The following is a 12967-nucleotide window of genomic DNA, read 5'->3' on the forward strand; positions in this document are numbered from 1 at the left end:
CATCAAAGATTTTAAATAAGTTACAAATGATTCAAAGTATATAAATGAAAGAATTACTACAAAAATACGAAGATAAAGAGCCAGAAATAATTTTCAATTGGAAAGATCCTGAAACAGAAGCCGAAGGTTGGACAGTCATCAATTCTCTTAGAGGTGGTGCAGCAGGTGGAGGAACTAGAATGCGTAAAGGTCTCGATATGAACGAGGTTTTATCACTTGCTAAAACTATGGAAGTGAAGTTTACGGTCTCTGGACCAGCAATTGGTGGTGCAAAATCTGGAATAAATTTTGACCCAAAAGACCCAAGAAAAAAAGGCGTTTTAGAGCGTTGGTATAAAGCAGTATCTCCACTATTAAAAAGCTATTATGGTACAGGAGGAGATTTAAATGTTGATGAAATTCATGAAGTGATTCCAATTACCGAAGAAAGTGGTGTTTGGCATCCTCAAGAAGGTGTTTTTGAAGGTCACTTTAAACCAACGATAGCAGATAAAATTAATCGTATTGGTCAGTTAAGACATGGTGTGATTAAAGTTATAGAAAACCCAAAGTATTCACCTAGTGTTGCTAAAAAATATACAGTAGCAGATATGATTACTGGTTTTGGAGTAGCAGAAGCTGCAAAACATTTTTATGATGTAAAAGGTGATTCTATAATTGGTAAACGAGCAATTGTTCAAGGTTTTGGAAACGTAGGAGCTGCAGCAGCTTTTTATTTAGCTCAAATGGGAGCAAAGGTTGTTGGTATTATTGATATTGTAGGAGGTTTAATCAAAGAAGACGGATTTTCTTTTGAAGAAATCACAGAACTTTATCTAGCTAAATCTGGAAATACTTTAGTGAGTGATCATCTCATTCCGTTTTCAGAAATGAACGAAAAAATATGGTCTCTTAAAACAGAGATTTTTGCACCTTGTGCTGCCTCTCGTTTAATTACTCAAGACCAGATTGATCAAATGATTAGCACTGGTTTAGAAGTCATTTCATGTGGAGCTAATGTGCCTTTTGCAGATAAGGAAATTTTCTTCGGAAGTATTATGGAGCACACAGATAATAAAGTGAGCTTAATCCCAGATTTTATTTCAAACTGTGGTATGGCAAGAGTTTTTGCCTACTTCATGGAACGAAAAGTACAAATGACAGATGAAGCCATTTTTAATGATACATCAGAGATTATTAGAAAAGCAATACAAAAAGTTCACGATAAAAATCAATCAAAAACAGGCATAAGCGCAACAGCTTTTGAAATTGCATTAACCCAATTAGTATAACTAAACCACTATGGAAACTATTATTATATTAGTATTTGTTTTAGGCTATTTAGCCATTACTGTAGAACACAGTATAAAAATTGATAAACTAATTCCCGCATTAGTCATGATGGCTATAAGTTGGGCATTGATTTCTTTAGGTATTGATACGTTTCCACAATGGTTTGATTCTGCAAATCATGGATTAGTAGAAGGTTTTGAAAGTCTAGGTCATGAAAGCAAAATGCACTGGATGGAAGAAACATTACTTCACCATTTAGGTAAAACTGCAGAGATTTTAGTCTTTTTATTAGGAGCTATGACCATCGTTGAAATCATTGATTACTTTGATGGATTCTCAACAATCAAAAGTTTTATCAAAACAAAAAGCAAGAAGAGAATTCTATGGATTTTTGGATTTTTAGCGTTTTTCTTATCAGCTATTATAGATAACTTAACAGCTACTATTGTATTGATATCTATTTTACAAAAATTAGTCTATGATAGAAGTGTTCGTATTTGGTATGCTGGTTTAATTATTATTGCAGCAAATGCAGGTGGAGCATGGTCTCCAATTGGAGATGTAACAACAACTATGTTATGGATTGGTAAAAAAGTAACTACAGGCCATTTGTTTGTGTACTTATTTTTACCATCACTTATATGTATGTTGGTACCGTTTTTTATCGCATCATTTATGTCTCCTTTCAAAGGGAACTTAGAACAAAGTACAGAAGATGCCGACGATAAACCTAAAAGTAAATTTAGCTCTACAATGCTTTACTTAGGATTAGGAGGTATTGTGTCTGTGCCAGTTTTTAAAACAGTAACGCATTTGCCACCTTATGTTGGTATGATGTTAGCTTTAGGTGTAGTCGCTATTTTTGCTGAAATTTATAGTAATTCAAAATTCAGCATTTCAAGCCATGATTCGGCAGAAAGTGATGCGCATGCTCATCATAGTCCTGTTCATCATTCTTTATCTAAAATTGAGTTACCAAGTATTTTATTTTTCCTCGGAATATTAATGGCAGTTGCTGCCTTAGAATCTTTAGGAATTTTATTTGGATTTGCTGGTACGCTTCAAGATACTATGCCAATGTTAGGTACAGAGTTACACCATGGAGGTGTTTCAGATTTAGTAGTTTTACTTCTAGGTGTAGGATCTGCTGTAATTGATAATGTACCGTTGGTAGCTGCAAGTTTAGGAATGTTCACAGAGCCTATAGATAATGAGCTTTGGCACTTTATCGCATATTCTGCAGGAACAGGAGGATCTATGTTGATAATAGGTTCTGCAGCAGGAGTTGTTGCTATGGGAATGGAAAAAATCGACTTTTTCTGGTATCTCAAAAAAATATCTTGGTTAGCACTAATAGGTTTCTTAGCAGGAGCAGTAGTATTTATGTTTACAAGAACAATTTTCTAGTTATATACTTTCAGAAGAAAAGAACCGTTATAAAATAGTAAAAATTAATATTCAATTTTTTTAATATGATATTACAAAGTAATATTCAAGATGGTGTAGATGTCTTAACAGATGGAGAACCAGTAGAAAAAACATTATCCATTATAGAATTAATTAGTAGTGGAGGTTTAGCAGGACAAGTGATTATTGCGATTTTATTCGTGATGCTCATCTTCGCAATTTATATTTATTTTGAGCGATTGTTTGCTATCAAAGCAGCTTCTCAAATAGATTCTAACTTCATGAATCAAATTAAAGACCATGTGAGTAATGGTAAAATAGATTCTGCGCAAATGTTATGTGCACAAGTTAATTCTCCAGTGTCTAGACTTATTAATAAAGGCATTACACGTATTGGTAAACCTTTAGAAGATATAAATACAGCCATTGAAAATGCAGGTCGATTAGAAATTTACGGATTAGAAAAAAACGTAAGTATTCTAGCTACAATTTCTGGTGTTGCTCCAATGATTGGATTTCTTGGAACCGTAGTTGGTATGATTTTAGCAATTTTTGAACTCGCCAATGCAGGAGGAACCATTCAAATGGATGTACTTGCGAGTGGTTTATATACAGCAATGACAACAACAGTTGCAGGACTTATCGTAGGTATTGTTGGTTATATGGCTTATAATCACTTAGTCGTTAAGACAGATAAAGTGGTATATCAAATGGAAGCAAATTCTCTAGAATTTTTAGATCACTTAAACGAGCCTATTTAATGAAATGAGAGACTAAAAATTTAAGTATTATCTTTTAACAGACTTAAATTTTTTGAACGAATTCCTGAATATGAAGAATTTTTTATTTAATTCTTTTATAAAAAAATTAGAATAGATGAATTTAAGAGGAAGAAATAAAGTAACACCAGAGTTCAATATGTCGTCAATGACAGATATTGTGTTCTTGTTATTAATCTTTTTTATGATAGCTTCAACATTGGTAACTACAAATGCAATTGATATTTTACTGCCAACAGCAAATGGAAAAACTGAAAATAAAAAATCAGTAGCAGTTAGTATTAAAAAAGATTTGACGTTTTATATTGATGATAAGCGTGTAGGAGAAAGTGTTTTAGAAAACGAATTGATTTCGTTGTTATCAAAAAAGGATGAACCAACTATAGTTTTACGTGCAGAAAAATCTGTTGACGTAGAGCATGTTGTTAAGGTTATGGATATTGCTAACAGAAATAAGTTCAAAGTTATTTTAGCAGTAAAACCAGGTAATTAAATTGAAAAGAAATCTAAAGCCTTTTTTATATTCAGGGTTAGGGATAATTTTATTAATAGTTGTATTTTGTTTTAAATCATTTACTAGTGAAATTGAAATAACAAATGGAGTTGATCTTTTAACACCATTAGTTAGCAAAGATTCTTTACATAACAAGAATACGGTTGTAGTTAAAATAAATAAAGATTTAATTGTCTATGTTGATGATATTCAACGTGACGTAATAGATATAGAAAATATATTATTAAAAAAGGCTTCCAATGATAGTTTGACTATAGTTTTGAAAGCAGAAAAATCTGTTCCAGTAGAGCATATTGTCAAGGTCATGGATATTGCTAATAGAAATAAATTTAAAGTAATATTTGCTTTAAAACCTGATAATTAGTCATTAAAATATTTATTTGGAACGAATATTGTTTTATTAACTTTATTTAGAAATAAGAATAAAAAAATGAAGTATTTAGAAACCAAACACGAACAAAATTCAGCTAAGATTACTGCATTAATTGCAGTCATTCTTGTTTTGCTGTTGTTTGTTATGGGAAATACTTATATGGATCCTCCAGAAGAATATGGTGTTGCTATAAATTTTGGGAATTCTGAAGTTGGTTCGGGTAAAATTCAACCAACAGAACCTATAAAAACTAGGGTTAATAAGGAGGTTGTAAAAGAAGAACAGCAAACAGAAAAAGTTGAAGAAGTAACAAAGCCTACAGAAGCCAGTAGTAATGCAGAAGAGGTTATGACTAATGAATCTGCAGAAGCTATTGCAATCAAAAAAGCAAAAGAAGCCAAAGCTAAAGCTGATGCTAAGGCGAAAGCAGATGCTGAGCTTAAAGAAAAATTAAAAAAAGAAGCCGAAGCTAAAAAAGCTAAAGAAGAACAAGATAAAAAAGATAAATTCGACGCGCTTATTGGTGGTGTAAAAAACGCAGATGGTCCAGAAACAGGAGGCGAAGGTCCTGGTGATGGTCCAGGAGATAAAGGTGACTTAGATGGAAATCCTTACGCACCATACAACGGAACTCCAGGTTCTGGAAATGGAGGTGTTGGTTATGGTTTAAACGGACGAGGAAAACCGAGTTTTACAATGCATGAAGGTTGCGAAAACGAATACGGTAAAATCATGGTCGATATTGTTGTTGATAGAAGCGGTAAAGTTATAGAAGCAACTCCAGGTGTAAGAGGAAGTAACAATGCAACCTCTTGTTTAAAAGAACAAGCAAAAAAAATAGCCATGTCTTACAAATGGCCTGCTAATTCAAAAGCACCTACTAGACAATTTGGTAAAGTGGTCGTAAACTTTTCTCCTACCAATTAAAATGAATTATCTAGATACAGTAAACTGGATGTTTAAGCAGTTGCCTATGTATCAAAATCAAGGTAAAACTGCTTTTAAAAAGGATTTGTCAAACACGATTCTTTTAGCCAATCATTTAAAAAATCCCGAACACAAATTCAAAAGTATCCATGTCACTGGAACCAATGGTAAAGGTTCTACAAGTCACATGTTGGCTTCTGTATTACAAGAAGCTGGTTATAAAGTTGGACTATATACGTCGCCACATTTAAAAGATTTTAGAGAACGTATTAAGATTAATGGTAAAGAAGTAAGCAAGCAATTTGTTATTGGTTTTATAAAACGCAATACTACTTTTTTAGAGCAACATCAATTGTCTTTTTTTGAAATGACCGTTGGGATGGCTTTTGACTATTTTGCAAAACAAAATGTTGATATTGCTGTAATAGAGGTTGGACTTGGAGGTCGATTAGATTCTACAAATATTATTACTCCAGAAGTTTCAGTGATAACCAATATTGGATTTGATCATACTCAGTTTTTAGGAACAACTTATGATGCAATCGCAAGAGAAAAAGCAGGAATTATAAAGCCTCATGTGCCTGTCATCATAGGAGAAACCCAAAAGGAAACTAAAAAAGTATTTTTAGAAATTGCTAAATCAAATGCTTCAGAAATTTATTTTGCAGATGAAACGAGTTCTAAATATACCAGCGATTTAAAAGGGAATTATCAAAAGCATAATATTAAAACAGCCATTAAAGCTTTAAAAGTTCTAAATGATAAAAGTTTTAAAATTTCCGAAGCACATATAAAAACAGGATTACTAAATGTAGTTAAAAACACAGGTTTAAAAGGGCGTTGGCATGTATTGCAATCACAACCTAAGATCATCTGTGATACTGCGCATAATAAAGAAGGACTCACTTATATTGTTAAACAATTAGCTCAAGAAAACTACAAAAATCTCCATATTGTTTTTGGTGTGGTTAACGATAAAGATGTGGATTCTATTTTGCCATTATTACCCAAAAAAGCTAGGTATTATTTCTGTAAACCTAATGTGCCTAGAGGCTTAGATGCTGAAATTTTAAAACTCAAATTCACGTCCTCTGGATTTAAAGGAGAGGCTTACTTATCTGTGAATAGTGCATTAGACAATGCTAAAAAACTCGCAAATCCCGAAGATTTAATATATGTAGGCGGAAGCACTTTTGTAGTTGCAGAAGTCGTGTAAACTTCAAAAAATTGTATCTTTAAAACTTCAGTTTAAAATTTTACAATGACAGAGATTATCAATCAAATTTTTGCGCTAGATTCAAAATTAAAAAAAGAGAATAACGATAGTGGAAATCGATATTTAGATCGTATTTATCATGAGTTTGAAGCGATGGGTTTTCAAATCGTAATTCCGTTGGGTAAAACCTATCGCAATGAAATGACAGATGTTGAAGCTAATGTATTAGGTGATTTGAGTAGAACTTCTAAAATTACTAAAGTATTAAAACCAGTCATTTACCAAATTGAAAATAACGAAACGAAACTCCTTCAAAAAGGAATTGTAATTGTAGAATAGCCTCGAATGAAAACTATAAATTTTGCCATAGATTTAGGAACGACTAATAGTCTTATTGCTAAATATGACGACGGAAATATTAAAATTTACAACAACCCGTTAGGTTTAAAACAAACCTTGCCATCTTGTATCGCTTTTCGTGGGAATAGAACTGTAATAGGTGATAAAGCATTAGATTATCTTGAAAAGGATGCCGAAAATATCTGCATGCTTTTTAAACGTAAAATGGGTACTCAAGATACCTATTTTGTACCATCCATTGATAAAGAAATGTCTCCAATAGAATTGTCTTCATTGATTTTAAAAGAATTAAAGAACTTTGTCAATGATGAAGAAGTTTTGGATGCTGTTGTGATTACTATTCCTGCATCGTTTGATACCATACAATCTAACGCAACCAAAAAAGCAGGTTACTTAGCAGGTTTTAAAGAGGTTGTTTTATTGCAAGAGCCAATTGCAGCTTGCCTAGCATTTGCAAACACTTCAAATATTGTAGTTACAGATAAGCAAAATTGGATTGTTTACGATTTTGGTGGTGGGACTTTTGATGTCGCTTTAGTAGAAGTTAATGATAGAGAATTAAAGGTTACTGATAACTTAGGTGATAATTATTTAGGAGGAGCAGATTTTGATAATCTTATTGTTGAGCATTTAGTTGTTCCGTTTATAGAAGAAAAATTAGCGATCACTAATCTTTGGAAAGATTTGAAGTCTAAAACCACTTCATTTAAAGGGCTTTATTTTGAGTTGCTTAAAATTTCCGAAGAGGCAAAAAAGGAATTATCTATATACGAAGAGACAGAAATTGAAATAGATATTGATATCAATGGCGAGAATTTCTATGAGCAATTCCTTATAAAAAGAGAAGAGTTTGAGGATTTAATTTCCTCAAAAGTTGAGCAGACCATTACTTTTATTCAAGATGTTATCAAGAATAATCAATTACTCAATTCTCAAATAGATCGAGTAATTTTAATTGGAGGAACAACGTATGTACCACTAATTAAAAAACGAATTTCAGAGGCAATAGGAGTAGAAGTTGATTCTAGCATAGACCCAACTTCTGCAGTGGTTCATGGTGCGGCTTATTTTGCCGGCTCTAAGCCAGCTTCTGTTATTAAAACCGAAGAAAAAGAAGTTGAAAATACGACCTTAGAAACCATAGATTTTAAGTTGTTTTACGAACAAAACACTCGAGATTTAGAGGAGTTGATTACTTGTAAAGTGAATTCTGGAAACGCTAAGAGTTACAGAATAATGAGAAAAGATGGTGGTTATGATTCTGGCGTGAAAACGTTAGAAGATGACACGTTTTCTGAGTTTGTGCCACTATTAGAAGGTCGCTTAAATCCGTTTAAAATTCAATTGTTAAATGATGCTTTAGACGTGCTTAAAGTCATAGATACTGTAGCTATAAACCAAGGTAGTTATAATGTGCAAGGTCAGCCACTACCAAACGATATTTGTATGGAAGTTGATGATTTAGATGCATCAACAACGCGATTGGATTTGGTATTTGCAAAAGGCAGTATTTTGCCTCTTAAAAAGAAAATTTATAAGACTGCTTCAAAAACAATTTTGAGGCAATCAAATTCAAATTTAATTATCAATATTATTGAAGGGAAATCTAAAGGGTTGCCTAGCTCAGGATTGAGTATTGGTTATATTGAAATCTTCGGAAAAGATCTAGAAGAAGACCTTATTAAAGGTACAGATATTGAGATCGAAATTGAGGTAACTGAGTCTCGCGATTTAAAAATTAACGTCTTTTTGCAATCTTGTGATCAAGAATTTAAAAATGTATTTAGTGAATCTGAAAGAGCCATAAGCATCAATAAGATTAATATGGAAATCAATACTGTTCTTGGAGATGTAGAGGAGTTGATAAGGACTAATAATTCCGAAGAAAACTTCGAATACTCGCAACAATTAGAGAACATAAGAGTTGGTTTGATAGAAACTCAAATTGCAGCTTCGCTCATTAATGATGATGATGTGTCTGATGCAAAATTTCAATTAGATGATCGTAAACGAAAACTCATTCAAAAATTTGATGATTTAACCAGAAACAAGCTGATAGCTCATGAAATTGAAGAGTATAATGAGTCTAAAGAAACATTAGAATATCATTTAAACAAAGAGGAGAATGAACGTTTTCAAGAAAAATATGCTAGAATTATTAAAAATGAACGTGAGGTTATCAATTCTGGTAATAAGTATTTAATACGTTCAAAAATTAAAGAATTGGATGAATTGTATGATTCCATAATTCAATCTAGTGACGAAAATTTTATCACTTACTTTTTACACATGAAGTTTGGGATAGACTACACAAATCAACGAAAAGCAGATAAATTAATAAAACAAGGTGATGAAGCATTAGATAAGCAAGATTATAAATCGTTGCGTCATATCGTGTATGGATTATCTGCGCTTTTACCAGACTACGAAAAGGAAAAGCAAAAGAAATTTAAAGATGATAGTAGAACTGGTTTAGGTTAATAACTTCAATTTTTATACTTTTTATTGTACCAATCTGTGTAAATCTTATTAATACTTAGCTGCTTTAATTTTATTTTATTGGCTTTTATGGTTTCACCTCTTACCGTATCTATCAATATTTTGTTTGAAGAACTACTCTTTACTTTGGAGATAATATCCTCAAAAGGATAAATGATGATTTCTTTGTCTTCGGAAATACTATAATCTGTGATTTTATATAATTTAGATAAATCTGTGTCTCTTTTAAAATGCGAAAATCGTGTGGTGACAAAATCGGTACCTGTGTAAAATAGTAAAGAATCATTTTGAATAGCCTCAATGGAAATACGTTCTCCTTTTGGAATATAAATAGATTGGTCAATACCATTTGTTAACCTAAATAGGATGAGATCTTTCTTGCTTTTATTATTTATTTTTAGAAAATTTTTAGTTGTTAAGTCTTCAGAATAAGGTAATTCATTAAAGGTTGTTTGATACGGATTTGAAAAAGGAGCTAACCTCATGCCTAAAATTTCATCGCTTGTTTTTTGTTCCACTTTACGTTTTAAAGTGTAAATAAATTTAGTGTGATCTGTAAGCTTATACCTATCATCTAATTCTGTATAAGTGTCTTCGATAACAGTTTCCTCAATCCCAAGAGCATCTTTTAACTCTTCGTCAATTATAAACGTATCATCTGTTGAACCTGAACGTTGAATACTGTCCAGCATTTTTTGATTTTTTTCATTAAAAACAGGATTTGAGTTGTATTCACTGTTTTTAAAATAATCAAAATCATTACTGCTATTAGAACTTTTTCCTACCCAAAAAATTATTCTAATAACGATCATAACAATCACGAAAATACTCCATCCACCAAAACCAGAACCTGTCTTTTTACTTGATCTAGAAGGGTAGGAGTATTGTCTAGCTATATCAGCATTAGAGACTAGCGTTTCTTTTAAAAACACATTGGATGTATCTAAAATTGAAAATGCAACCATTGCTTTTGCAGCAAATCTAAATTCTTGATTACTCGTGTTTCTACGGTTTGAATTGTAGATGTCAATAACTTCAGAGTTGAGCTCCTGCATATCTTCGTTAAAACAGTCAGGATATTCATTTAAGCAATTAATGAATACTTTATTGGTGATATATGCTATTGGGAATTCTTTGTTTTTTAAGCGACCTTCACGTAAGTAAACACTAGCATAATTTAAGCGTGCTTTAAAAAAGTTGATGATTAGTTGATTGTTTTCTTCGGAAAAGAGATCATTGTGAGTAAGAACTTTTAGTAATAATACATATTTACCTTTACTCAAGGTGTCAGATAAAAATACTTTTAGATTCTCTTTCAAAAAAGGCGCAAGAAAGTATTTTAAATCATCAAGATTAGTAATAAATGAATCATCTACAGTGATTTCATTTTGTTTAATGTTTTGATAATTTCCAGAAATTAATTGTTTTAGCCAATCGTGTTTCTCAATAAATACATGATGTTGAATTATAGTTTCATCTTTTAATTTATCAATTAGATTAGAAATATCTCCAAGGTTATTAGCATCACCTAACATAGCCTTAGCTTTGAGTTGTTTTTGTAGCTTGATTATTCCATTAGAATCTATTTGAGATAACTCATTAATGTCTATGCCTAATTGGTCAATAAAAGAAATGTATTTCAAAGTATTTAGTTATAAGATATAAAAATATCAAAATAAGTCTGAACACAACAAATAACCCAGTTTTTTCGGTAAAGTGTGTCTTTGAAAATTATTTTTATTTTTTTTGAAAAAACCTTTTGGTAATTAAAAATCTAGACTATATTTGCAGTCCAATAAATAGGGCAATTAGCTCAGTTGGTTCAGAGCACCTCGTTTACACCGAGGGGGTCGGGGGTTCGAATCCCTCATTGCCCACAAAAGTCCACAGTAATGTGGGCTTTTTTGTTTTTATATAAGGGGTCATTAACTCAGTTGGTTCAGAGTGTCACGTCGACAACGTGGAAGTCACTGGTTCGAATCCAGTATGACCCACATTAAGCAGAATCCTGATTTGCCGATTGGTAAATCAGGATTTTTTATTTTTTCTGAATTCGTAAGTTGTAAATTCTAGCTATTACAGAAAAATAATAATTCTAGATGTGCGCTCGCACAACGAGATTCAATGACCAGTAGCAGCTTTATTATGGATCATCTTAGATAATCAATGTATTGCAAAGATGTGAATTCAATTGAATTCAGAAAAAGTAAAAAGTTTAAATGGGAGCTAGTGCGTGAAAGTTCAATTTAAAATAAGTTTAGTTATATTTTGATGTGCACTGCCAAGTAAGTGAATTAAGTGTGCTTATATTAAATCTAACACACGCTCTAAAGCCATGCCTCGTGATCCTTTTATTAAGAACGACTGATTTTTAAAATTAAAATTTCCGAAGTTATTCTTAAAATCTTCAAAAGATTTAAAATAGTAGCTATTCTTGTTTTTAGATGTAATTCCGTAAAAATTCTCTCCTACAAAAATTGCTTTTTTTAAACTTAAATTATTTACATAATCTGAAATATGTTGATGTTCTGTTTGTGCTGTTTCTCCTAATTCAAACATGTCTCCTAATATGGTAATTTTATTCTCGCTGTCTAATTGGTCGAAATTTGATAATGCGGCAATCATACTAGACGGATTTGCATTATACGCATCCAAAATAATTTGATGGCCGTTTTGTTCTACAATTTGTGATCTATTATTAATTGGAGTATAGCTTTCTATTGCATCAATTATGTCTTGAGTAGGGACTTTAAAATGTTCTCCTAAAGCTATAGCAATACACACATTATTATAATTATATGTACCAGTTAGTTTTGTGATTATAGTTTCATTTTTATAACTTAAAGAGATGTAGGGTTGAGAGTCTAATAATTTTGTTTGAGAGCCAAATTTAATTGTTTTGTCATAGTCGCCAGCTTGTTTAAGTTGTAGTTGGTCATTTTCATTTACAAACAAAGTTTTTTTGTTCGCTATTAAATAGTGGTATAATTCAGATTTACCTTTTATGACACCTTCAAAACTACCAAAACCTTCAAGATGAGCTTTCCCAAAATTTGTAATCAATCCATAATCTGGTAATGCAATATTACTTAGAAATTCAATTTCTTTTTGATGATTTGCTCCCATCTCAACAATACCAACCTCTGTTGAGTTGTCCATGCTTAAAAGCGTTAAAGGAACTCCAATATGGTTATTTAAATTGCCTTTTGTTGCTGTAGTCTTTAACGTTTTTGAAAGCACAACATTTATAAGTTCTTTTGTTGTTGTTTTACCATTGCTTCCTGTAAGTGATATAATAGGAATGTTTAGATATTTCCGATGAAATGATGATAGCTTTTGTAGACTACTTAAAACATCTTCAACCAAAATATATTGGTCGTTAACTTTATAATCTACTTCGTCAATTACAACAAAAGCAGCTCCATTTTTTAAGGCATCTTTTGCAAATTGGTTTCCATTAAAATTTCCGCCTTTGAGCGCGAAAAATAGGCAGTTTTTAGTAATTTTCCTAGTATCTGTACAAACAGCTTCGCATTTTAGAAAAAGCGTATGGAGAGTTTCTATTGTCATAGAATAAATGTAATAAAAAAGTCCTAATCGTAATGATTAGGACTTTAAAA

Annotated in this window: 11 protein-coding genes and 2 tRNA genes; 11 read left to right on the forward strand and 2 right to left on the reverse strand. The window is 31.7% G+C overall.

Annotation, left to right across the window (positions count from 1 at the left end):
• The first annotated feature begins 44 nt into the window (after nucleotides 1-44).
• From WNY78_RS17720 to WNY78_RS17760, 9 genes are all read left to right on the forward strand, one after another.
• Nucleotides 45-1271 carry a Glu/Leu/Phe/Val dehydrogenase dimerization domain-containing protein gene (locus WNY78_RS17720; protein ID WP_342874563.1) on the forward strand — a complete coding sequence of 409 codons (1227 nt, stop codon included), beginning with the start codon at nucleotides 45-47 and terminating at the stop codon, nucleotides 1269-1271.
• A gap of 10 nt (nucleotides 1272-1281) precedes the next feature.
• A complete protein-coding gene (gene nhaD / locus WNY78_RS17725; protein WP_342874564.1) occupies nucleotides 1282-2679 on the forward strand; it encodes a sodium:proton antiporter NhaD in 1398 nt (465 codons plus the stop codon).
• 65 nt (nucleotides 2680-2744) lie between these two features.
• On the forward strand, nucleotides 2745-3440 hold the full coding sequence (locus WNY78_RS17730) for a MotA/TolQ/ExbB proton channel family protein (RefSeq protein WP_342874565.1): 696 nt from the start codon (nucleotides 2745-2747) through the stop codon (nucleotides 3438-3440).
• Nucleotides 3441-3555: 115 nt separating this feature from the next.
• Nucleotides 3556-3951 carry a biopolymer transporter ExbD gene (locus WNY78_RS17735; protein WP_342874566.1) on the forward strand — a complete coding sequence of 132 codons (396 nt, stop codon included), beginning with the start codon at nucleotides 3556-3558 and terminating at the stop codon, nucleotides 3949-3951.
• A gap of 1 nt (nucleotide 3952) precedes the next feature.
• Complete coding sequence (locus WNY78_RS17740) at nucleotides 3953-4336, forward strand: biopolymer transporter ExbD (protein WP_342874567.1); 384 nt, start codon at nucleotides 3953-3955, stop codon at nucleotides 4334-4336.
• A 66-nt stretch (nucleotides 4337-4402) separates the two neighbouring features.
• Entirely contained in the window at nucleotides 4403-5272 is an 870-nt protein-coding gene (locus WNY78_RS17745) for an energy transducer TonB (RefSeq protein WP_342874568.1), read from the forward strand.
• 1 nt (nucleotide 5273) lies between these two features.
• A complete protein-coding gene (locus tag WNY78_RS17750) occupies nucleotides 5274-6488 on the forward strand; it encodes a folylpolyglutamate synthase/dihydrofolate synthase family protein (protein WP_342874569.1) in 1215 nt (404 codons plus the stop codon).
• 45 nt (nucleotides 6489-6533) lie between these two features.
• Nucleotides 6534-6827: a hypothetical protein gene (locus WNY78_RS17755; RefSeq protein ID WP_342874570.1), complete on the forward strand. Its 294-nt coding sequence runs from the start codon at nucleotides 6534-6536 to the stop codon at nucleotides 6825-6827.
• A gap of 6 nt (nucleotides 6828-6833) precedes the next feature.
• On the forward strand, nucleotides 6834-9329 hold the full coding sequence (locus tag WNY78_RS17760) for an Hsp70 family protein (RefSeq protein WP_342874571.1): 2496 nt from the start codon (nucleotides 6834-6836) through the stop codon (nucleotides 9327-9329).
• Nucleotides 9330-9334: 5 nt separating this feature from the next.
• On the opposite strand, the gene WNY78_RS17765 is transcribed toward WNY78_RS17760, so the two are convergent.
• Complete coding sequence (locus tag WNY78_RS17765; protein WP_342874572.1) at nucleotides 9335-10990, reverse strand: hypothetical protein; 1656 nt, start codon at nucleotides 10988-10990, stop codon at nucleotides 9335-9337.
• Between the two features lie 159 nt (nucleotides 10991-11149).
• Between WNY78_RS17765 and WNY78_RS17770 the strand changes: the two genes are divergently transcribed.
• Both WNY78_RS17770 and WNY78_RS17775 read left to right on the forward strand, forming a co-directional pair.
• A tRNA-Val gene (locus tag WNY78_RS17770) sits at nucleotides 11150-11224 on the forward strand.
• A 42-nt stretch (nucleotides 11225-11266) separates the two neighbouring features.
• Nucleotides 11267-11341, forward strand: a tRNA-Val gene (locus WNY78_RS17775).
• Nucleotides 11342-11651: 310 nt separating this feature from the next.
• Here WNY78_RS17775 and murF read toward each other — a convergent pair.
• Entirely contained in the window at nucleotides 11652-12917 is a 1266-nt protein-coding gene (gene murF / locus WNY78_RS17780; RefSeq protein WP_342874573.1) for a UDP-N-acetylmuramoyl-tripeptide--D-alanyl-D-alanine ligase, read from the reverse strand.
• Nucleotides 12918-12967: the final 50 nt, after the last annotated feature.

This window comes from Psychroserpens sp. AS72 (genome assembly GCF_038900375.1).
Lineage (GTDB): Bacteria > Bacteroidota > Bacteroidia > Flavobacteriales > Flavobacteriaceae > Psychroserpens.